The sequence below is a fragment of the Arcobacter siniprincipis (SeqCode) genome, assembly GCF_048571125.1.
Taxonomy (GTDB): Bacteria; Campylobacterota; Campylobacteria; order Campylobacterales; family Arcobacteraceae; genus Arcobacter; species Arcobacter siniprincipis.
This window is the reverse complement of sequence record NZ_CP182343.1, coordinates 743,221-764,943: the sequence shown is the minus strand read 5'-3', so window position 1 is coordinate 764,943 and position 21,723 is coordinate 743,221. Positions and strand designations below refer to the sequence as shown.

Sequence of the window (21,723 nt, the reverse complement as noted above, 5' to 3'; positions counted from 1 at the left end):
CTTACGCTTTAACAGCTTGTTCTGCTCTTGCTTTTTCCATAGCTTTTACTTCACTAATAATTTGACCTAATGAAATAAGTGCTAAGTGATAACCAAATGGTCCAAACCCAGCTATAACACCTGTGCTACTAGCAGCAGTAATTGACTTTTGTCTAAACTCTTCTCTTTTATATATATTTGAAATATGTACTTCAACTGTTGGTAAATTTACAGCTGATAGAGCATCAGCAATAGCAATTGAAGTATGAGTATAAGCTGCTGGATTTATAATAATACCATCAGTTTCACCTAAACACTCTTGAATTTTATCTACGATTTCACCTTCTAAGTTTGATTGAAAAAATTCTAATTCTATTCCATTTTGAGAAGCTTGATCTTTCATACCTTGATGAATTTGGTCTAAAGTCATAGGTCCATATATATGTTGTTCTCTTACACCTAGCATATTTATGTTTGGACCTTGAATTACCGCAATTTTCATATTATTTTTCCTTGTGTAAAATTTAGCTATGATTATATTCAAATTATAGTTAAGGCTAAATAAGTGAGCAATTATATACTAACAAATGAAAATGCAATTTATTATGAATGCAACTACTCTTGCGATAATGTGATTTTTATAAAACTGGGAAATGAATCTTTTTTTATCACAGATGCAAGATATACAATAGAAGCAAAAGAGAAAGTTAAAAATACAGAAGTAATAGAAAGTAGTGACTTAATAAAAAGTGCACAAGAGATATTAAAAAAAGAGAAAATAAAAGAGATAATCTTTGATGGCAATGATTTTACATATAATAAATTTAACAAATTAACAGAAAATTTAAAAGTAAACTTTACAAACCAAGTAAACTTTTCCCATCTAAAAAGAGTTATTAAAACAGATGATGAGATTGCTATTTTAAAAAAAGCTGCCAAAATTGGAAGAAATGGTTTTGAAAGACTTGCAAAATATATCAATAAAAATGGTCTAAATAAAAAAGAGACCTTGCTTCATTTTAAAGCAGTAGAAGCATATAAAAATATGGGAAAATATGACTTAAGTTTTGATCCAATTATTGCTATTAATGAAAATGCAGCAAAACCACACGCTCTTCCTACAAATAAAAAGTTACAAAAAAATGATTTACTTTTAGTTGATGCTGGAGTGAAATACAAAAGATATTGTTCTGATAGAACTTGTACTGCATCTTTTGGTGGTGAATTAAGTTTTTCTAGAAAACAAAAATTCAAATCAAAAAAACAACAAAAAATCTATGACTTAGTTTATAAAGCCCAACTAAATGCAATAGAAAATGCAAAAGTAGGAATGAAAGCTAAAGATATAGATAATTTAACAAGAAGTGTTATTGAAAAAGCTGGTTTTGGAAAATATTTTATTCACAGCACTGGACATGGAGTAGGACTTGATATCCATGAACATCCATATATTAACTCTAAATCTGATGTAGTTATTGAAGATAATATGGTTTTTACAATTGAACCTGGAATTTACCTTCCAAATGAATTTGGAGTAAGAATTGAAGATACGATTGTAATGAAAAATGGAAAAGCTGTAATACTATAAGCTTCAAAATTGCTCAAGATTATATTAACTTATTTTATTCATAATTTAGTTATTTCTTGAGTATTTTAGTAAAGATTATTTAAGGAAATTATGAAAAAAACTATAAATAAAGATTTAACACTTTTTTACACCCCCAATTATCCTAGATTTATAAAAAATACTTCCAATAAAAGACACTTAATAACCATAGGTATTGGGGGAAATATAGGAAATACAAAACAACTATTTGATAAATTGTTTTTGTGTCTATTAAAAGATTCTAGGTTTGATTTATTAGAAACTTCTCCCCTACTTTTGAATCCTCCTTTTGGTTATTTACAGCAAAAATATTTTTTAAATGGTATAATTCGACTTAAATCAAATCTTTGTGCTAATGATTTATTAAAAATTATGCAAAGATATGAAAAAAAATTTGGAAGAAAGCGGTCCTTTCAAGATGCGCCTAGAACCTTAGATATTGATATAATATTTTTTGATAATAAAAAAATAAATACAGAAAAACTTATTATTCCTCATAAAGACTGGGCAAATAGAGAATCAGTGATTATTCCTTTAAAATATATGAATAAAAGAACAACTCGTTGTTCCTTTTAGAGTTTGTTTCTAAAAGAAGTATTAAATATATAGTTCCTTTAAAAAGGAACTTTTTTAAGGAAGATAATGATGGAAAAAAATGAAATCCTGCCTGCAGGTAAAAAGAAAATAGTTGTAGGAATGTCTGGTGGCGTTGACTCTTCAGTAACAGCTTTACTGTTAAAACAACAAGGCTATGATGTAGTAGGCCTATTCATGCGTAATTGGGAGTATGGAATCAAAGGTAGCCAATGCCCTAATCGTATTGAATTTGAAGATGCAAAAAAAGTAGGTGAATTAATTGGCATAGAGGTAATTGGTAAAGACTTTGTTGAAGAATACAGAACAAAAGTATTTGATGTATTTTTAGAAGGTTTAAAAAAAGGTCTTACTCCAAATCCAGATATACTTTGTAATCGTGAGATTAAATTCAATGTATTTTTAAATGAAGCAAAAAAAATGGGCGCTGATATGATTGCAACTGGGCATTATGCAAAAATAGCTAAATACAAAGACCACTATGTACTTGATACTCCAAAAGATAATACAAAAGACCAAAGTTATTTTTTACATGCGCTATCTAGTGTTCAACTATCTCATGCTATGTTTCCCCTTGGAGATTTAACAAAAAAAGAAGTTAGAGAAATAGCAAGAAAACACAATCTTCCAGTTAGTGATAAAAAAGATAGCACAGGAATATGTTTTATTGGCGAACAAAAATTTGATGAATTTATTACCCAACATTTAAAAGCAATTCCAGGTAATATAGTAGATGAAAATGGGAAAGTACTAGGGAAACATAAAGGTCTTATTTGTTATACCTTAGGTCAAAGAAAAGGCATTGGGATTGGTGGTATTAAAGAGACTGAATCAGATGGTCACATCCATAATCCATGGTATGCAGCAAAAAAAAATATGGAAGATAATACCTTAGTAGTTGTGCAAGATACAAATCACCCCTTACTTATGAACCAAAATGTTGAAGCTAGTCATATGCATTGGGTATTAGAACAGCCACCTAAAGTTGGGGATAAATTGATGGCACAAATTCGTTATCGTCAACAAAAACAAGCTTGTACTGTAACAGAAGTTAATGCAGACAAAGTTCTCGTACAATTTGACAAGCCACAAAGAGCTGTAACTTTAGGACAAAGTCTTGTTTTATATGAGGGTAATTATTGTCTTGGTGGAGGATTTATAAGTAATTACTATGCATAGGACAAAATATGAGTGAAATTAAAAAAGTAATGGTAGGCATGAGTGGAGGAATTGACTCTTCAGTTACAGCTTACATGTTGCAAAAAGATGGTTATGAAGTTGAAGGTGTATACTTAAAACTTCATAATAGAACTGACGGATATCACGAAAAAAACTTAGCTTATATAAAAGATGTAGCTGATTTCTTGAGCTTAAAATATCACATTTTAGATTTAACCGATAAATTCACGGCTGAAGTTTATGATTATTTTGTAGATTCATACTTAGAAGGAACTACTCCTAACCCTTGTGTCAAATGTAATAGACAAATCAAATTTGGTGCAATGTTAGATTTTGCAAAAGAACATGGAGCAAACTATTTAGCAACTGGTCACTATGCCAAAACAGATGGTGAATTTTTTTATGAAGCTGATGATAAAACAAAAGATCAAAGTTATTTCTTATCACAAGTACCAAAAGAAGCACTTCCATATATGATGTTTCCATTAAGTACTTATAAAAAAGAAGATATTATTAAATTTGGAGCACAATTAGATTCTGCTTATAAAAGAATTACAGAAAAAAACGAATCACAAGAGATTTGTTTTGTAGAAACTGTTTATACAGATGTTGTAAAAAAACATGCAAAAATAGACCTACCTGGAAAAGTTTTAGATGAAAAAGGAAATGTTGTGGGTGTTCATAAAGGTTATGCACACTATACCATAGGTAAAAGAAGAGGTTTTACAGTTAACGGTGCACATGAACCTCACTTTGTAACTAAATTAAATCCAAAAGATAATACTATTGTCGTGGGTAAAAAAGAAGCCCTAGAAGTTAATAATGTAATAGCAGATAATCTAAACATGTTTATTGACGATAAAGAACTTGATTGCACAGTAAAACTAAGATATAGAACAGCTTCAACACCTTGTGAAATAAAGATTGAAGATGACAAAGTAAATATATCATTGAAAGAACCTGTTTTTGGAGTAGCCACTGGTCAATTGGCTGTATTTTATGATAAACAAAAAGTTATTGGTAGTGCATGGATAAAAGAAACAAATTAATCCGCACTAAGTAATTTTTATAAACTTTTAGATATAATCCAAAAAAATTATAAACATAAACCTAAGGAAAATCATGAGAGGATACAGACTATTCACGGGTTCAGCTAACCCTGAATTTGCTAATAAAGTTGCAAAATATCTAAATATCGAAATAAGTCCAGCAAAACTAACAAAATTTAGTGATGGAGAAATTTCTGTTAAAATTACAGAAAGTGTAAGAGGAATGGATGTATTCATTATCCAACCAACATGTGCTCCAACAAATGACAATTTAATGGAATTATTAATTATGGTAGATGCATTAAAAAGATCAAGTGCAAAATCTATTTCTGCTGTTATTCCATATTATGGATATGCAAGACAAGATAGAAAAGCAGCGCCAAGAGTTCCAATTACTGCGAAATTAGTTGCAGACTTATTAGAAGCAGCTGGTATTTCTAGAGTAATTACAATAGATTTACATGCAGCACAAATTCAAGGATTTTTTAATATTCCAGCTGATAACCTTTTTGGTTCAATCATGTTTCTTGATTATATAAAATCAAAGAAATTTGCTAATCCAATTATTGCAAGTCCAGATATTGGTGGAGTAGCACGAGCTAGATCTTATGCAGAAAAGTTAAACTATGATTTAGTAATAGTTGATAAAAGAAGAGAAAAAGCAAACGAATCAGAAGTTATGAATATCATAGGTGATGTAAGTGGTAAAGATATAATTTTAGTAGATGATATGGTAGATACAGCAGGTACTTTAGTAAAAGCAGCTGAAGTATTAAAAGGAAAAGGTGCAAATTCGGTAATGGCATGCTGTACACACGGTGTATTGAGTGGTCCAGCTTATGAAAGACTTGATAAAGGTGATGCTTTAGATGAGTTAGTTGTTTCTGATACAATTCCTTTAAAACAAAAACATGATAAGATTACAGTGTTGACTGCTTCTAATATTATTGGTGAAACAATTAGAAGAATTCACAATAATGAATCAGTTAATAGTATATTTGTGAAATAAATGTTATATTAAAAAGAAGAAGGAGAAAAAATGAAAAAACTATTAATGACAAGTTTAGTATGTTCGTCAGTTTTATTCGCTGCAAATAGTGAATATAAATATGAAGTTACTCCTATGATTTCAGGTGCAATTACAGAAGGTAACTTAGACTTAGATAGAAATTATGCAAATGCAGGTATTTCTTTAGGATTTAATTTAGATGACTCGATGTTTGATCAAATTGAATTAGGAATTCTTAGAACACTTGATGATGTTGATTACAAAAATAGTAATCAAGATACAGCAGTAACAAGAGTTTTTACAAATGTTATTAAAGAGTATAGTTTAAATGCTAAATCATCACTTTATGCCTTAGCTGGTCTTGGTGTTGAAGTTTATGATAATGAACAATTTGGTAATGAAACTGGACCATTTGCAAATTATGGGTTTGGATATAAATATAAACTAGATAATGATATGGCTATTAAAGCTGATGTAAGACATTTAGTATCATTTGATAATGGTAATAACAATTTACTTTATACAATTGGATTAGCAATTCCTTTTGGTAAAAAAGCAGCTCCTGCTCCTATCATGAAAGAAGAGCCTAAGCCTGTTGTAATTGAAGAACCTAAAAAAGTAGAAGAACCTAAAGTTCTAGATTCAGACAATGATGGTGTTATTGACTCATTAGACCAATGTCCTGATACTATGAGAGGTGCAAATGTTGATAAAAATGGTTGTATTGTTATGCTTGATTTAGAAGTTCATTTCCCAATTGATTCTTCAATCATAGATGAGAAATATAAACATAGAATCAAAGAATTTGCAGAATTCTTAAATAAACATCCAAAATTAAAAGCTACTATTGAAGGTCACACTGACTACACTGGTACTGAAAAATATAATTTATGGTTATCAAAAAGAAGAGCAAATTCTGCATTTGAAGCATTGAAAAAATATGATGTTGATCCTGCTAGATTAAAAACTATTGGATATGGTGAAACAAGACCAAAAGCAACTAATAAAACTAAAGAGGGAAGAGCTCAAAATAGAAGAATTGAAGCTACTGTCTCAAAATAATCACACATGATTTTAGGCTTTTTGCCTAAAATCACTACTTTTTACTCTCTTAACATTATCATTACAATTTTTTAGATATAATCGCGAACATTAATATAAACATAGGATTTATTTTGCAAGCAAATATAAGAAACTTTTCAATTATCGCTCATATTGACCATGGGAAGTCAACTCTAGCTGATAGAATTATACAAGAGTGTGGTTCAGTAGCAGATAGAGATATGTCTGCTCAAATGATGGATACAATGGATATAGAAAAAGAGCGTGGTATTACAATCAAAGCTCAAAGTGTAAGACTAGATTATGTAAAAGATGGTCAACACTATGTTTTAAATCTAATTGACACTCCAGGTCATGTGGACTTTTCATATGAAGTTAGCCGTTCTTTAGCATCATCAGAGGGTGCACTTTTAATTGTAGATTCAACTCAAGGTGTTGAAGCACAAACTATTGCAAATGTATATATTGCTATGGATAACGATTTAGAACTTCTTCCAGTTGTAAATAAAATCGACCTTCCAAGTGCTGATCCAGATAGAGTTTTAGAAGAAGTTGAAGAGGCTATTGGACTTGATTGTACATATCATAATTTAATTAGTGCAAAAACAGGTCTTGGGGTAAGAGAATTAATTGATTCTATAGTTGATAGAGTTCCTTGTCCAAAAGGTGATGAAGAAGCTCCAACAAAAGCACTTATTTATGATTCATGGTTTGATAACTATCTTGGTGCTTTGGCTCTTGTAAGAGTTTATGATGGAAGTATCAAAAAAGGTCAAATGCTTAGAATGATGAATACAAAAGTTGAACATTCTGTTTTAAATCTTATGTATCCTCATCCGTTAAAAAGACAAAATACAAATGAAATCAAAACAGGTGAAATCGGTATCGTAGTTCTTGGACTTAAAACATTAGATGGTATTGCAGTTGGTGATACTATGACTGATGCTAAAAATCCAACAGCTGAAATCATTGATGGATTTGAGCCTGCAAAACCTTTCGTATTTGCTGGTATTTATCCAATCGAAACTGATAAATTTGAAGATTTAAGAGAGGCTCTTACAAAACTTCAATTAAATGACTCATCTATCTCTTTTGAACCAGAGAGTTCTGCTGCACTAGGAAGTGGATTTAGAGCAGGTTTTCTAGGAATGCTTCACATGGAAGTTATCAAAGAGAGACTTGAAAGAGAGTTTAATCTTGATTTAATAGCAACAGCACCAACAGTTATTTATGAGATTGAAAAAACAAATGGGGAAATGATAGTTATTAGAAATCCTTCTGAACTTCCAGAACCAAGTCAAGTAAAAACAATATTTGAACCATATGTAAAAGCTACAATTTTAGTACCAGATGAATTTTTAGGAAATGTAATAAAACTTCTAAATGATAAAAGAGGTATTCAAAATAAAATGGACTATATTGGTGCTAGAGTATTACTTGATTATGATTTACCTATGAATGAAATCGTTATGGATTTTTACGATAAATTAAAATCAACAACAAAAGGTTATGCATCTTTTGATTATGAACCAATAGGTTTTAGACCAGGTGTTTTACAAAAACTTGATATAAAAGTAGCAGGGGAAATTGTTGATGCCTTATCAATCATAGTTCCAGAAAATAAAGCCCTTAGTAAAGGTAGAGAGTTTATCAAAGCCTTAAAAGAGTTAATCCCAAGACAACTATTCGAAGTAGCAATACAAGCGTCTATTGGATCTAATATCATTGCAAGAGAGACTGTAAAATCTACAGGTAAAAATGTAACTGCTAAATGTTATGGTGGGGATATTACGAGAAAAAGAAAATTGCTTGAGAAACAAAAAGCAGGGAAGAAAAGAATGAAAGCTATAGGAAAGGTTAATGTTCCACAAGAAGCATTCATGGCAGTTTTAAAGATATAGCAGTCATCTTTTGGCGTATTTCTGCGTTAAAAAGAGAATTTAAATACTCACGTACCTTCGTTGTACGCTCCGTTTTAAACTCTCTTTTTGCCTTGAACTTCACTCAAAATCTAACTACTCTAGATTTAAAATTTCAAGTTTTCCATTATTAATCATTTCCTGCATAATCAGATCTGTAAAAACCAATATTTTTAACACAATATTCTCCCTCTTTATTACACTCTAAAGAATAAAAAAAGCCATCACTAATTTTTAAATCTTTATCAAGTTGAAATAATAATGGAATTTTATGAGGTGTATTGGGTTTAATATTTTCACGTAAACATGCGAATGTCCAAGTTTTTTGAAGACTTTCTTGTGCAAATGAGTAACTTTTCATACACTCAGCTGGTGAATAATATAAATAATCAGGAAATGCTTTATTACAAAAATCACCATATTCATTTGTAAGCAAACTAAAACTATGCCAAGCAACACCTATTACTTTAGAAGGCATTGCTGTCATTTTTACCCCTACATCATTACATACATAAAAATATTCCTTTAATCCATCTAAAACCAAATTAATCTCATTATCAGTTAAATGGGGATATGTAGATTTTATAGTATCAGTGATTTTACTTGGAAAAATATAAGTATCAATTAACTTTGCTCTATTTCGTTTAAGATATTCTACATAAAAGATATATATCATTAGAATAATTATTAAACTAGATATTAATATATAATACATTTCTTTTGTCATTTTTACTCCAAATTTTTAATAAATATTTTAACAGATTTATATAATAAAGGCAAAAACTTTTAAGAGATATTCTATTTTTTATAAGTTTAAGGAGAAGCTTCAATTTAAAATCAAATATTATTAAAAAATTATCTATATTAATATATATTATCAGTTTCATTGTTGTTATATTTTATTATTTAATAAATTATATGCTATAATAATCCTATTATATAGGAAACCTAATGAAATTATTAATATTATTATTTTATTCTGTACTTTTTATTTCGTGTACATCTAATGAAACTACAATCGAGGATTGTACAAAATTAAACAAAAAATATAAAATAGAAAATGTTCTAAATTATAGAACAGGGGAAAGAGTAGATAAAGTATTTTGTATAGATAAAACTAATTAATTTTTAATTAGTTTGTAAAAACTTTCATACTAAATTATTTGTAATAAATATCAATCTAAACAAAAGAATCATTAATTAAGTAATAGTAAAAAAGAGGGAGTCCTCTTTTTTACTTATTCATGATGATAATCGTCATAAATTATTTTTGAAGTTTTAAATTTCATTTTTTTAAGACCCATAATAGTACTATACTCTTCTTGAGTAATTTTTTCCATTCTTACAGCTGCTTTATAAGTTGGTGTTTTTGTTGTATAGTCCCAACCACCACTTGTTAGCTCATTACATAATCCTTCCCAATAATGAAATGCCATTTGCATAATATTATTTGGAACTACTTCTGTTATTTCTACTAATAGTGCAATATAACCATATCTACTCTCAACTTTTATAAAGTCATGATTTTTAAGATTATATCTTTTTGCTAAATCAGGATGTATTTCTGCTGATGGTCCATGTGAATCACCACCGTATTCAATAACTTTTGATCGTCTTGTCATTGTTCCAACAGTATATTGATATACTTTTCTTGTTGTTAATAATGATATAGGATACATTTCATCTACTTTTTCATCAACAGAACCTATCATACAAGGATAGTTTTCTGGAAGATCAAGTTTTTTTCTTAATTCAGTTTCTGCATCAATCATATTTTCTTTATCATCAACAAATATTACAGGTACCAGATTTGCTTTTGTGTCTTTAGTAAAAAACTTTTTATCCATATATAAACTTGGTGTTCCAGGATGATCTTCAGTTGGACATGGCCATGCAATACCTTCTTTTCCTTGTAGTCTTGCATAACTAATACCACCAAATCTTACAGGATCTGCTTTTCTTACCTCATTCCAAATATCTTCAGGTTTTTCATACTCAAAATCAGTAGCACCAAATCTTTTTGCTAATTCACAAATGATTTCCCAATCTTGTTTAGCCTCACCTTTTGGATCTAATGTTTTATCATTTAGTTGAACTCTTCTTTCAGCATTTAAATAACATCCTTGTTTTTCTCCCACACTAACTGCTGGAAAAACAACATCTGCTTTAAGTGCAGTTTCTGTCATAAAAATATCTTGAACAACATAAAAATCAAGTTTTGATATACCTTTTAAGAAGTGATTTGTATTTGGTTCTGACATAACAGGATTTTCACCTATTGTATAAAAGACTTTTACTCTTCCATCCATAATTGCATCAGGAACTTCTGTTTTATGAATACCAATTTTTGTACTTAAAGGTTGTTTACAGTCCCAAAATTCTTCAAAGAATGCTTTTTCTTTTAAACTAGTAACAAGTTTCAAGTTTGGATATATATTTGGTAATACACCCATATCACAGGCACCTTGAACATTTTGTTGACCTCTAAGTGGTAAATCCCCTGCTCCCACTTTTCCAATATTTCCAGTTATTAACATAATATTCGAAATATCACAAACATTACCAACACCATGATTAAAATGAGTAACACCCATACCATGAGTGATTGCAGCTGGACTTACAGTTGCATATAATTCTGCTGCTTTGATTAATAATTTAGCATCAACTCCTGTCATTTCAGAAACTTTTTGAGGAGTGTAATCTTTTACTGCTTCTTTTAAATATTCAAAACCATGAGTATAATTTTCTACAAACTCTCTATCATACAAATCTTTTGCAATAATATGATTAATCAATGCATTTATAATTGGAATATTATATTCAGGAGGTAATTGAATAAATACATCTGCTTTTTGTGCAAATTCTGTTCTAATAGGATCTATTACTATAAGTTTTGCTCCTCTATTAATAGCTCTTTGTATATACATAGCTGCAATGGGATGTGCATTTTCAGGATTTGAACCTATCATCATAATACAATTTGTATGATCTTCAAATTCAGTGAAACTGTTTGTTGCTGTACCATTACCTATTGTTTTAGCCAGACCGGCTACTGTAGGTGCATGACAAACTCTGGCACAATGATCTACATTATTTGTACCAATGATTGCTCTCATAAATTTTTGTGCTAAATAATTTTCTTCTAAAGTACATCTAGCTGAAAAATTTCCAACTATTGAATCTGCACCATATGTTTCTTTAGCTTCTTTCATTTTTGAAACAACTAATGATAATGCTTCATCCCATGAAGATTCTTCAAAAGTTCCTTCTTTAGAGAAAACACCATCTTTTTTTCTAATTAAAGGTTTTGTTAATCTATCTTTTGACTCAACATAATCCCATCCATATAATCCTTTAAGACATAAATGTCCTTCATTTACTGGATTTTCTTTAACACCCTCTATTTTTACAATTTTATTATCATGCGAAGTTAATTTAATTCCGCATCCTGTTCCACAATATGGACAAATAACATTTGTTTCTTTCATAATATTCACCTTTTTATTTTTTCATATCTGTCTTATGAGACATAAATCCTATTACACCAACAAAAAACAATCCACCAACAATATTTCCCAAAGTAACTGGTAATAAATTATTAGGGAAGATTTTTGTAAAACTCAATGCTTCCAATTTCTCTACAGAGATATTCATATGTTCTGACAAGGCCTGAATTGTTCCTCCTACTTCATGTAAATAATGTGCTTTTGCCAATAATGCTTCTGTAAAAATAAACATATTTGCCACAACGTGTTCATAACCTGAACCTACAAATGCCGCAATGATAAACAATATTGATAAAACTTTACCAGCAGCATCAGAAGCACCAGTCGCAGCCCAAACTGCCATACATACAAAAACATTACAAAATATTCCTCTTATAAATGCTGCTTCAAATGACAAACTATTTTTTCCCACACCTAATACAAGGAAGTGATGTAATATCTCTCCATCATATTTAAGTGGCAGTTGTGACCTATAATACATATAAGCAACTACTGCAGCTCCAATAAAATTGAAAATCCAAACAATAACCCAATAAGCAATCATTTTTGAAAATGTCAATTTATGGTCTATTGTTGAAACTCCTGTCATCAAAGAACTTGTAAATAAATGTCCTCCAAAAAAAACAACCATCATAAGTCCTACTGAAAAGGCAACTCCTCCAATAAAGTTTGCAATTCCAGGAGAAGATGCTTTGGCAACGCCAACTGTTGAATGGGCCCAAAAAATGTCACCCATTGCTATTGAGCCACCTGCCATAATAGATAAGAATATAATACTTACTATTGGCATTTTTGCTTTATGACTCATCCCACTAAATAACGACTGTGCTGTATCTGCTGGTGATAACATAATTTATTCCTTTTTTAATTATTATCAAAAATTGAATCAATTTCAAAAACTTTTTTCAATGCATTTCTAGCTGTAAATTCAGCTTCTTTTGAAATATTCTCATTAATCTCTAATACATTTTCTAAATCTACTGTAAGACCTAAAAAAAGAACGCTTTTACAAAATCCTTTTAAATAACTCATTAATATTGGTGCTGGAAGATTATGTGTTGAATACATATAATCTCTTTCATTGCTAATATCAATAACTTCCACTTGTCCTATTTTCATTCCTGTCATTGCATCGGCAACAACAACTAAATCGGGTTCATATTCTCTAATTTTATGGAATTGACTCTCTGGAACATCTTCACCATAAAATATCTTCCAATCTAAAGAATCTTCACCTTCAATTAATTTTCCTAAATATGAAGTAATCCCATCATCACCTCTTAAGGTATTTCCTATTGTAAGAATTGCTTTTTTCATATACTTTTCCTTATAACAATAAAACCTTCTTCTAAAGAAGAAAAAATATCTTTTAAAGAACAATCTGGCATTTGGGGAATTAATTTCTGTGCATGTTCTGGGAAAATTTCAACTTCAAAATATTTAGTTAAATTTCCTAATTTAAACTGTGCATAATCCTCACATTGTTCTATAAGTTTTTTGTAATCTTCTTCTTTTATCTCTTCTATACATTCCATAAAATCAATTGTGCCAACACCATGGCCAACAGACATAGAAAAAATTTTCACTTGTTCATATTTTTGAGGTAACTCATTTGATGTGGGTTCCACTCTTCTTTTTGTTAATTTACATATTTCAATCATCTTAAACTTCTTATATTATAAATTTATAATCGTCTTTTATGGGTGCAAACTGTTTCATATATCTCAAATAAACATTATTATGAAGTCTTTTCATACACTCTTCATATCTTGAATCTTCTTCTTCACTACTATATATTTCAATTACCTCCTTAGTTTTTTTAATATTTTTAATATCAGTTGATTTTTTTAGTGCACTTATATATTTTTCATAAAGTTTTCTTCCAAAAAAATAACTCATCAGTCTTTTTGATTCGATTAAAATATCTCTTTCAAAAAGAATATTTCCTATTAATGAATCTTCTACAAGAATTGCTTCATCGCTATCTTGTGTATGCTCCTTGAATTGTAGTTTTTGATCTAAAATTCCAAGAGCAGAAGCCAATCCATGTATAATAGTTGCAGGATGAGGAGGACATCCTGGAATATAAACATCTACAGGTATAACTTTGTCAATTCCACCCCAAACACTATAAGCATCATGAAATATTCCTCCACTAGAACCACAAGCACCAATTGCTACTACTACTTTTGGATCTGGAGTTGCTTCATATGCTCTTAAGAGTGGATAATACATTTGTCTAGTAACTGGTCCTGAACAAAGTAAAATATCTGCATGTCTTGGACTAGCTACTAGTTTAAATCCCAATCTTTCTGGATCCCACATTGGTGTAATAGCTGCAAACACTTCAATTTCACAACCATTACATGAGCCACAATCCACCCTATATACATTGAAACTTCTTTTAATATTTTTTAAATGTTCAAGTTTGGCTTCAAGAGTATTTGAATTTTCTATTTCTGTTGGTACTACATATGTTTTACTCATTTTGTACCCCTTTTTAAATATTTTGTTATAACTTCAACTTTTTCTTCTCTTTTACAAGTAGGACAAGTTTTTGCATATTTTACTTTTTCACCTAAAGTTTCTTTGTCCCAACCAACTTTTTCTAATCTATGTAAGATGTAAGAGATTAATCTTTTAGTTGTAAATGGTTTATTGCAAACTTCACAATATTCAACATCAAGCTCTCCTCTTTCCTTCAAGTTATTTTTATCAAACTTAACAGCTAATTCAAACTCTTGAGAAAGAACAATTGCACCAGTAGGACAAACCTCATCGCATCTACCACAAAAAATACATCTCGCAGCATCAAATTCCCATACAAGTTTTGTTTTATCTTCATTTAGTTTTACATTTATTGCATTTGATGGACAAGCAACCCCACAAGCTGTACAACCTATACAGTTATCATATGTATATGATGGTTTTCCTCTAAATCCTTCAGATACTTCATAATGTTCTAAAGGATATTTATAAGTTGCTTTCCCATATTTTTTTGTCATATCTAGTAGTTTCATCTCTTACTCCTACATATTTTTCAATGGATGATTTTTCGAAGATTGTGAATATCTTTTCAAATCTTGATAAGTTAATATTTTTGTTTTTTTACTATTAATATCAACAACAGTTACTCTTTCTGTACAAGAATAACATGGATCTAAAGAACAAACAATAAGTGCAGCATCAGCAATAGTATTTCCTCTAAACTGATATCTTAAAGATGTCCAATTGTTATATGTCGCAGCTCGACATCTCCATCTATATACTTTTTGTGCATTTCCATGCATAATCCAATGGATATTTTCACCTCTTGGTGCTTCATCATTGCCAATTGCATATGCACCTGGTTTAATCATGGTTTGTGGTTTAATTACAGTTAAACCTCCTGGCATCATCTCAAAACACTGTCTTATAATAGATACTGATTCTAATAATTCTCTATATCTAACAGTTTCTCTTGCAAATACATCACATCCATTTTCAGTTGGTATTTCAAAATCTAATTGTGTTAAAAAATCATATGGATGGTCATATCTTGAATCTCTTTTAAAACCACATCCTCTAATATTTGGACCAACGGGAGAAAAGTCTCTTGCTACTTGTTTATCTAAAAGTCCTACACCTTTCCATCTATCAACTTGATTTTTATCATCCATAACAGCTTCCCAAACTTCTTTAGTTTGTTCTTCAATCGTTTCTAATAACTCAAGACTTTTTTTAATCTCAGTTCCTGTCATATCTCTTCTTAATCCACCCATAACAACATTTCCGTATGTTTTACGACCACCTGTTACTAATTGAGCTAATTCCATAGAAAATTCTCTAATTCTAAAAATATGCATAAAAGCATTTACATTTCCAGTTACTTCACAGGCAAGACCTATATTTAATAAATGGGAATGAAGTCTCTCTATTTCTAGACAAATTACTCTCATAGCTTGAGCTCTTAGTGGTATTTCTAAACCAATTGCTTTTTCTGCAGCTTCTATACAACCAATAGCATGAGCATAACCACAGATACCACAAACTCTCTCTGCTAAGTATCCCATTTGGTCATAATTCATTCTATTTTCTGCTAGTTTTTCCATACCCCTGTGTTGATAAAAAAGTCTATAATCTGCATCAATAATTGTATCTCCATCACAATACAATCTAAAGTGACCTGGTTCATCACTTGTAATATGTAAAGGTCCTAAGGGAACATCAAGTACTCCTGCACCTTCTGGTTTTAGAAATTTTGCTTCAGGTTCATCTTTATGATCAACGGGATCTGGTCTATGTCTATAATCCATAGCATCTTTTCTTAATGGAAATAAACCCTCTGGCCAATCATCAGATACAACCAATCTTCTAGGATCTGGTAAACCAATTGCGGTTAAACCAAACATATCATATGCTTCTCTTTCATACCAAACAGCAGCAGGAACTTTTAAAGTTACGGATGGAAAAGTTGGGTCATTTGCTGGAATAAAAGTTTTAACTGTAATCCAACATTTTTCATTTTGTGGTAACTCATCTTCAAGAGTCATTTTTCCACCTTCCATTGATAAAACATAATAAAGAGCAAAATTACCATTTATTTGTCTTTCATCATTTGGAATCATGCTTGATAACCAACCACCTAAATCATAATATAAAATTCTCACAGTTTCTGGTAAATCATTTCTATCAACAGTTATTGTAATTTGATCTTCTGGTTGTCTATATATTTCGTGAATTGTTATTTTTTCTTTCACTTTATTTATTAATTTATCACCTATTTTCATAACATAGCTCCTTAAATTCCCATGATAATATTTGCTGCATTTTTAAGCAGTGTAAACCAAGGTTCAATAGTAAATAATCCAAATACCATAATTAATGCTCCTAATCCTATTAAAGGTAAGTTAGCACTCATTGGTAATTCTTTTCTTAATACTCTTGAATTACTTTCTCCAAATGTAGCAAGATTAAAGTGTGAAAAGTCAGCAATAAAAATAATTATAAGTCCTATGATAAATAAAATCACTTCGACATTCATATTGTTAATAATTGCTTGTTTTATCATCAAGAATTCACTTACAAATATTGCAAAACCAGGAACACCTACTAAAGAACAAACAGCAATTCCAAATAAAATCGCTGTAATAGGAGCTATTCTTATTAATCCACCCATTTTTCTCATATCTCTTGTTCCATATATTTGAATCATATTTCCTGTTACACAAAAAGCTAAGGCTTTTGTAACTGAGTGTGCTAAAGCATGAAATAGTGCAGCAAATAATCCTATTGGTCCACCAATTCCTAAACCAAAAGCGATAACACCCATATGTGCAATAGAGTGATAAGCAAACATTCTTTTTACATCATGTTGAACAAGAAGAAAAAATGATGCTATAAATATAGTAATCAATCCACTAAAAATCATCATTGTTTGAACATATTCAAATCCTGCAAATGAGTTCCCTACAATTGCGTAATATCTAATAAGTCCTAATATTGCACATTTTAAAAGTATTCCTGAAAGCATTGCTGATGATGGTGCTGGACCTTCTGCGTGAACATCTGGTAACCAAGTATGCATTGGTGCAAGCCCAGCTTTTGTTCCAAAACCAATCAAAGCAAAAACAAATATAAGTTTTAATGCATCTTGATCTATATCTTTAGCATGTGTCATTATAGTTGTCCAAAGCATCGCGCTGTGGCTGTCATTGATTACATTAAACCCTGCACTATAAAGCAATACAGTTGCATATAAAGCAAAAGCCAAACCAATACTACAAATAACTATATATTTCCATCCAGTTTCAGTTGATTTGCTACTTTTATGTAAAGCAACCATAAATACAGAAGATAAAGTTGTAGCTTCAATTCCTACCCACATCAATGCAATATTATTTGAAAGCACTGAGAAAGTCATTGTAAAAACAAACAAGTGGAATAATGAAAAAAACAATTTCGTATCTTTTACAACTAAATGCTTATTGTTAATTTCCCATTGCATATATTTAACAGAATATAAATTTACTAATAAGCCTGTTACTGCTATTAGAGAGATAAATACTGCGCCTAAAGAATCAAGAAAAAACATATCATCAAAAAGAAAATATGTTGTTCCATTTACTACATTTGAAACTGCCATTAAACCTACGACTGTTGTAAGTATTGAAGCAATCACATGTAAAGTACTCAAAAGTTTATAATTATTTACACAAAACCAAATAACAACTGATGAAACTAAGGGAATAAGCATTAATAGAATTAATAATTGTTGCATATCCATAACTTATCCTTTCAATTCAGTTGCTTTAGAAACATCTAAAGAACCAAAATATTTATAAAATCTTTGTGCAAAGATTGCTAAAATAATTACAGCAAACAGTGCATCAGTTAAGATTCCAAGTTCAACAATTTCTGGTGAATTGTATGCCATTAGAGCAAGTGATAAATGAATACCATTTTCAAAAGTACAATACGCAAGTATTTGTTTAATTGCAGAGTTTCTTAAAACAAATCCAAATATACCTATCATAAAAATTGTAATAGATGCAATTAATGGAATATGCTCTTTTATCAAAGAAAATTCTAAATAAATTGGATATAAAGCCATTGCAATAGCTAAAGAAAAAGCAATAGCAACAATTGGACTAACAAAGAATCCAAGTACTGGTTCATCTTCATGAACAACATTTATTTTTTTTATTAATCTTAATAATATAAATGGAACAAACATAACTTTTGTAAAAAATGCAATAATTGCCCATCCACCTAATTCATTTGCTGAGTATGTTGCATAAAGATATAAAAATATCAATACTAATATAAATGTTTGAAATGAATATGCATATATGGCTGTTTTATAATTTCTGATTCCAAATACACAAAGTGAACTAATAATTAAAACTATTGATAAAATACTTAGTATATCAATCATCTTAAACTCCTACAACATATAAAATAAGTGCAATAAATGAAACAATCAATGGAGGAATTGCACTATTTTTAAAACTTGTCAATATTTTAAATCTTGGGCCAAAGTTGTCAATAAAAACAGCGGCAACATAAAAAACTCCTGCTTTAAAAATAAAACCAATAAGTGCTAAAAATGGATTCTCAAAATTCCAAGGTTCAAAAATACTAAGGAATAATCCTATCATTGCAAATTGTTTTAAAATTAAAGCTGCATGTGCAAGGGAAAAATCTGAACCAGAATATTCACCTAATACACCCTCTTGTAACTCTTGTTCTGCTTCTGCTAAATCGTATGGATTTCTTCCAGCTTCCACATACATTGCCCATAAAAATGATATTGACGCAACGGCAAAGGCTGGTGTTTGGTAACCAATTTGTCCTGTTCTCACCATATGTTGAATTTCAACTAAATTAGTAGTGCTTGCTAATAAAATAACAACTAACAAACTAATCATCATAACTGGCTCAACAAAAATACCAATTATTTGTTCTCTTCCTCCACCAACACCTGCAAATGGATTTCCAGAGTCAATTGATGTTGCACCAAATATAAATCTTAATAAGGCACCTAAATAAATAAATACTAGAATATCTGAGTAAGCACCTGCAAAAGTATTAGTGCTATATGTAATTGGAATAGCTGCTAACAATGCTGCACCTGTTGCAAACAGAGTATAAGGTCCTGTTTTAAAAACCCAATGGGCACAATTTGGTCCGGTTCTTGCTCTTTTCATCAATTTATAAATATCCCTATATGTTTGGAAAAAATCAGGGATACCTTCTCTTGATTGAAGTTTTGCTCTTAATTTTCTAGCCATTCCATCAAATAAAGGAGCAACAAGAACAATTGCAATAACTTGAATAATCATAAAAAATATACTACTCATAACTTGTCCTTTAAATAATGTAGCTAATACCAACAAAAAGGCATAAAGCAAGTAAGATATATAATGAGTACGCATTTACATTTCCATTTTGCATTTTTGCAACAAATTTTGCTGTATTAAGAGTTAATTTAATTACTGGTTCATATAAATAACTCCACCAAACATCTTTTGCATGTGTTTCATATACAACTGGTTTAAAATAACCTTGGTCTATAACTTTTGTTTCACTTTTGTATAACCAATTAAGAAGTCTTCTTAAATCACCTGTAAAAGGTGAAGCTGTCATTTGCATTCGACTATCATATTTAAAACCACAAGCCCATGGATCTGTTAATCTAGGTTTTGATTTATTTGCTTTTGATAATTTGACTATTAGTAAAGGAAGTAATAAACTAACTGCTATAACTGCAGCTATTAAAACTGGTGATACAATTGAGCCAATTGGTGAAGTTACGATAATCCCATTTGTTGCATTATATGTTTTTGAAAAAGATGAAATTACAAGCATAATATTTTCAACTACTACATTTGCTCCTAATCCAAAAGCGACACATCCAGCAACTAAAATAAACATTCCAATAACCATAGTCATAGGGACTTCTTTTGCTTTTTGAAAGATTTTTTGATCTCTTGGTACACCACCAAAAATAACACTATAAACTTTTACAAAACACATAATTGCTAATGCGCCTGTTAGGGCTAGTGCTATTATGGAGATTGTAAAAACAACTCTACTGCTTACATATTCAGATAAGGCACCTTGAATCATTCCTTGATAAGTAAACCATTCACTAATAAAACCATTTAATGGAGGAATTGCTGTAATTGATAAAGAACCAATTAAAAATGCAAATGCTGTTAAAGGCATTTTTCTAGCTAATCCACCTAAGGCATCCATATCTTTTGTGTGTGTACTATATAAAACACTTCCCGCACCTAAAAATAATAAACCTTTGAAAGTCGCATGGTTTAAGACATGATATAAACCAGCTAAAAAACCTACAGCTGCTAAGGTTGGCATATTTGCAGCGATTCCATATACTCCTGTTCCAATACCTAATAAAATAATTCCTATATTTTCAACAGAGTGATATGCTAAAAGTGCTTTGTAATCATGTTGCACTAAAGCATAAAGTACACCTAATATTGCAGATATTGCACCAACAACAATAATTAATAAGCCCCACCATTGCATCACTGGAAGCCATAAACAAAATTTGATAATTCCAAATATTGCAATTTTTATCATAACCCCACTCATTAGTGCTGAAACATTAGTTGGAGCTGCTGGGTGAGCTTTTGGCAACCAAACATGCATAGGGAACATCCCTGCTTTTGAACCAAACCCAATAAATGCAAGAATAAAAATAATACTTGCCATAATTGGAGATAAAGTTACATTTTCAAAAGAACTAAATTCTAATGAACCACTTTGTGAAGCTAGCAATAAAAATGCTGCTGTGATACACATAGCTCCGATGTGTGCAATTCCTAAATAAATCATAATTGCTTTTAATGAAGCTTTCGAATCATTAAAACAAATTAAATAAGCAGAAATTATTGTCATACATTCCCAAAAAATTATAAACCAAAATACATCTGATGATGAAATTAATAAAAGCATTGATAAAATAAAGGCATTAAACATGCTTGCCATAACAGCAAGACTTCCTTTATTTTCATACTCTTGTGAATATTGTATTGCATACACAGATGAAGCTAGTGAAATAAGAGAAACCACAAATGAAAAAAAGTTTCCCAATGGATTTAATATAAATTTTGGACTATAAAGTAAACTCTCAAACATACTAAAACTACTTGTTTGTCCTAAATTCATCAAAAAATAAAATACTGCATAAGCAGAGGCGATTGCAGATATACTAAATCCTATTTTTCCAGCAATTCTATTTTGTTTATATAATAATAATGAAATAACACATCCAATAAGATATAAAAAATATACTTGTGTCATAAATTAT

21 protein-coding genes are annotated in these 21,723 nt (G+C 30.1%); 8 read left to right on the top strand and 13 right to left on the bottom strand.

Annotation, left to right across the window (positions count from 1 at the left end):
- Position 1: 1 nt before the first annotated feature.
- Positions 2-481 (bottom strand): type II 3-dehydroquinate dehydratase, encoded by a 480-nt coding sequence (aroQ, locus tag ACNI3D_RS03880; protein ID WP_419768318.1) that lies wholly within the window; start codon positions 479-481, stop codon positions 2-4.
- A gap of 63 nt (positions 482-544) precedes the next feature.
- Here aroQ and ACNI3D_RS03875 point away from each other — a divergent pair, with 63 nt between their 5' ends.
- The 7 genes from ACNI3D_RS03875 (at position 545) to lepA (ending at position 8,379) form a co-directional block, all read left to right on the top strand.
- Positions 545-1,567 carry a M24 family metallopeptidase gene (locus ACNI3D_RS03875; RefSeq protein ID WP_419768317.1) on the top strand — a complete coding sequence of 341 codons (1,023 nt, stop codon included), beginning with the start codon at positions 545-547 and terminating at the stop codon, positions 1,565-1,567.
- A gap of 90 nt (positions 1,568-1,657) precedes the next feature.
- On the top strand, positions 1,658-2,161 hold the full coding sequence (gene folK, locus ACNI3D_RS03870; RefSeq protein ID WP_419768316.1) for a 2-amino-4-hydroxy-6-hydroxymethyldihydropteridine diphosphokinase: 504 nt from the start codon (positions 1,658-1,660) through the stop codon (positions 2,159-2,161).
- A gap of 66 nt (positions 2,162-2,227) precedes the next feature.
- Positions 2,228-3,358: a tRNA 2-thiouridine(34) synthase MnmA gene (gene mnmA / locus ACNI3D_RS03865; RefSeq protein ID WP_419768315.1), complete on the top strand. Its 1,131-nt coding sequence runs from the start codon at positions 2,228-2,230 to the stop codon at positions 3,356-3,358.
- A gap of 8 nt (positions 3,359-3,366) precedes the next feature.
- A complete protein-coding gene (gene mnmA, locus ACNI3D_RS03860; RefSeq protein ID WP_419768314.1) occupies positions 3,367-4,407 on the top strand; it encodes a tRNA 2-thiouridine(34) synthase MnmA in 1,041 nt (346 codons plus the stop codon).
- Positions 4,408-4,480: 73 nt separating this feature from the next.
- Positions 4,481-5,416, top strand: coding sequence for a ribose-phosphate pyrophosphokinase (locus ACNI3D_RS03855; RefSeq protein WP_419768313.1), 936 nt, complete (start codon positions 4,481-4,483; stop codon positions 5,414-5,416).
- Positions 5,417-5,446: 30 nt separating this feature from the next.
- Positions 5,447-6,478, top strand: a complete 1,032-nt coding sequence (locus ACNI3D_RS03850) for an OmpA family protein (RefSeq protein ID WP_419768312.1) — start codon at positions 5,447-5,449, stop codon at positions 6,476-6,478.
- 113 nt (positions 6,479-6,591) lie between these two features.
- Complete coding sequence (gene lepA / locus ACNI3D_RS03845) at positions 6,592-8,379, top strand: translation elongation factor 4 (RefSeq protein ID WP_375722941.1); 1,788 nt, start codon at positions 6,592-6,594, stop codon at positions 8,377-8,379.
- A 148-nt stretch (positions 8,380-8,527) separates the two neighbouring features.
- Here the strand turns inward: lepA and ACNI3D_RS03840 are convergent, their stop codons facing one another.
- Positions 8,528-9,124 (bottom strand): UCP032817 domain-containing protein, encoded by a 597-nt coding sequence (locus ACNI3D_RS03840; protein ID WP_419768311.1) that lies wholly within the window; start codon positions 9,122-9,124, stop codon positions 8,528-8,530.
- A gap of 224 nt (positions 9,125-9,348) precedes the next feature.
- Between ACNI3D_RS03840 and ACNI3D_RS03835 the strand changes: the two genes are divergently transcribed.
- Positions 9,349-9,522, top strand: coding sequence for a hypothetical protein (locus ACNI3D_RS03835; RefSeq protein WP_164969735.1), 174 nt, complete (start codon positions 9,349-9,351; stop codon positions 9,520-9,522).
- Positions 9,523-9,635: 113 nt separating this feature from the next.
- Here the strand turns inward: ACNI3D_RS03835 and ACNI3D_RS03830 are convergent, their stop codons facing one another.
- The 11 genes from ACNI3D_RS03830 to ACNI3D_RS03780 are packed head-to-tail and all read right to left on the bottom strand — an operon-like array spanning position 9,636 to position 21,716.
- The gene (locus ACNI3D_RS03830; protein WP_419768310.1) at positions 9,636-11,885 is read right to left on the bottom strand and encodes a molybdopterin oxidoreductase family protein; all 2,250 of its coding nucleotides are present in this window, start codon (positions 11,883-11,885) and stop codon (positions 9,636-9,638) included.
- Between the two features lie 13 nt (positions 11,886-11,898).
- Entirely contained in the window at positions 11,899-12,753 is an 855-nt protein-coding gene (locus ACNI3D_RS03825) for a formate/nitrite transporter family protein (RefSeq protein WP_129100056.1), read from the bottom strand.
- Between the two features lie 14 nt (positions 12,754-12,767).
- Positions 12,768-13,220 carry a hydrogenase maturation protease gene (locus ACNI3D_RS03820; RefSeq protein WP_419768309.1) on the bottom strand — a complete coding sequence of 151 codons (453 nt, stop codon included), beginning with the start codon at positions 13,218-13,220 and terminating at the stop codon, positions 12,768-12,770.
- Entirely contained in the window at positions 13,217-13,564 is a 348-nt protein-coding gene (locus ACNI3D_RS03815; protein ID WP_013134548.1) for a formate hydrogenlyase maturation HycH family protein, read from the bottom strand. Before ACNI3D_RS03815 ends, ACNI3D_RS03820 begins: the two co-directional genes overlap by 4 nt.
- A gap of 10 nt (positions 13,565-13,574) precedes the next feature.
- Positions 13,575-14,390, bottom strand: a complete 816-nt coding sequence (locus tag ACNI3D_RS03810; RefSeq protein WP_129100054.1) for an NADH-quinone oxidoreductase subunit B family protein — start codon at positions 14,388-14,390, stop codon at positions 13,575-13,577.
- The gene (locus ACNI3D_RS03805) at positions 14,387-14,923 is read right to left on the bottom strand and encodes a formate hydrogenlyase complex iron-sulfur subunit (RefSeq protein WP_419768308.1); all 537 of its coding nucleotides are present in this window, start codon (positions 14,921-14,923) and stop codon (positions 14,387-14,389) included. Before ACNI3D_RS03805 ends, ACNI3D_RS03810 begins: the two co-directional genes overlap by 4 nt.
- Before the next feature lie 9 nt (positions 14,924-14,932).
- Positions 14,933-16,672, bottom strand: coding sequence for an NADH-quinone oxidoreductase subunit D-related protein (locus tag ACNI3D_RS03800; protein WP_419768307.1), 1,740 nt, complete (start codon positions 16,670-16,672; stop codon positions 14,933-14,935).
- A gap of 11 nt (positions 16,673-16,683) precedes the next feature.
- On the bottom strand, positions 16,684-18,168 hold the full coding sequence (locus tag ACNI3D_RS03795; protein ID WP_419768306.1) for a hydrogenase 4 subunit F: 1,485 nt from the start codon (positions 18,166-18,168) through the stop codon (positions 16,684-16,686).
- 3 nt (positions 18,169-18,171) lie between these two features.
- Positions 18,172-18,819: a hydrogenase 4 membrane subunit gene (gene hyfE / locus ACNI3D_RS03790; RefSeq protein ID WP_129100050.1), complete on the bottom strand. Its 648-nt coding sequence runs from the start codon at positions 18,817-18,819 to the stop codon at positions 18,172-18,174.
- 1 nt (position 18,820) lies between these two features.
- Positions 18,821-19,744: a respiratory chain complex I subunit 1 family protein gene (locus tag ACNI3D_RS03785; RefSeq protein WP_419768305.1), complete on the bottom strand. Its 924-nt coding sequence runs from the start codon at positions 19,742-19,744 to the stop codon at positions 18,821-18,823.
- A gap of 10 nt (positions 19,745-19,754) precedes the next feature.
- The gene (locus ACNI3D_RS03780) at positions 19,755-21,716 is read right to left on the bottom strand and encodes a proton-conducting transporter transmembrane domain-containing protein (RefSeq protein ID WP_419768304.1); all 1,962 of its coding nucleotides are present in this window, start codon (positions 21,714-21,716) and stop codon (positions 19,755-19,757) included.
- Positions 21,717-21,723 lie beyond the last annotated feature (7 nt).

Bases quoted from the DNA above. Each gene is read 5' to 3' on its own strand.
- hyfE (WP_129100050.1), bottom strand. From the start codon at position 18,819: ATGATTGATATACTAAGTATTTTATCAATAGTTTTAATTATTAGTTCA.
- ACNI3D_RS03795 (WP_419768306.1), bottom strand. From the start codon at position 18,168: ATGGATATGCAACAATTATTAATTCTATTAATGCTTATTCCCTTAGTT.
- mnmA (WP_419768314.1), top strand. From the start codon at position 3,367: ATGAGTGAAATTAAAAAAGTAATGGTAGGCATGAGTGGAGGAATTGAC.
- ACNI3D_RS03805 (WP_419768308.1), bottom strand. From the start codon at position 14,923: ATGAAACTACTAGATATGACAAAAAAATATGGGAAAGCAACTTATAAA.
- ACNI3D_RS03785 (WP_419768305.1), bottom strand. From the start codon at position 19,744: ATGAGTAGTATATTTTTTATGATTATTCAAGTTATTGCAATTGTTCTT.
- ACNI3D_RS03815 (WP_013134548.1), bottom strand. From the start codon at position 13,564: ATGATTGAAATATGTAAATTAACAAAAAGAAGAGTGGAACCCACATCA.
- ACNI3D_RS03800 (WP_419768307.1), bottom strand. From the start codon at position 16,672: ATGAAAATAGGTGATAAATTAATAAATAAAGTGAAAGAAAAAATAACA.
- ACNI3D_RS03855 (WP_419768313.1), top strand. From the start codon at position 4,481: ATGAGAGGATACAGACTATTCACGGGTTCAGCTAACCCTGAATTTGCT.
- ACNI3D_RS03825 (WP_129100056.1), bottom strand. From the start codon at position 12,753: ATGTTATCACCAGCAGATACAGCACAGTCGTTATTTAGTGGGATGAGT.
- ACNI3D_RS03810 (WP_129100054.1), bottom strand. From the start codon at position 14,390: ATGAGTAAAACATATGTAGTACCAACAGAAATAGAAAATTCAAATACT.
- ACNI3D_RS03780 (WP_419768304.1), bottom strand. From the start codon at position 21,716: ATGACACAAGTATATTTTTTATATCTTATTGGATGTGTTATTTCATTA.
- mnmA (WP_419768315.1), top strand. From the start codon at position 2,228: ATGATGGAAAAAAATGAAATCCTGCCTGCAGGTAAAAAGAAAATAGTT.
- folK (WP_419768316.1), top strand. From the start codon at position 1,658: ATGAAAAAAACTATAAATAAAGATTTAACACTTTTTTACACCCCCAAT.
- ACNI3D_RS03830 (WP_419768310.1), bottom strand. From the start codon at position 11,885: ATGAAAGAAACAAATGTTATTTGTCCATATTGTGGAACAGGATGCGGA.
- aroQ (WP_419768318.1), bottom strand. From the start codon at position 481: ATGAAAATTGCGGTAATTCAAGGTCCAAACATAAATATGCTAGGTGTA.
- ACNI3D_RS03820 (WP_419768309.1), bottom strand. From the start codon at position 13,220: ATGAAAAAAGCAATTCTTACAATAGGAAATACCTTAAGAGGTGATGAT.
- ACNI3D_RS03850 (WP_419768312.1), top strand. From the start codon at position 5,447: ATGAAAAAACTATTAATGACAAGTTTAGTATGTTCGTCAGTTTTATTC.
- ACNI3D_RS03835 (WP_164969735.1), top strand. From the start codon at position 9,349: ATGAAATTATTAATATTATTATTTTATTCTGTACTTTTTATTTCGTGT.
- ACNI3D_RS03840 (WP_419768311.1), bottom strand. From the start codon at position 9,124: ATGACAAAAGAAATGTATTATATATTAATATCTAGTTTAATAATTATT.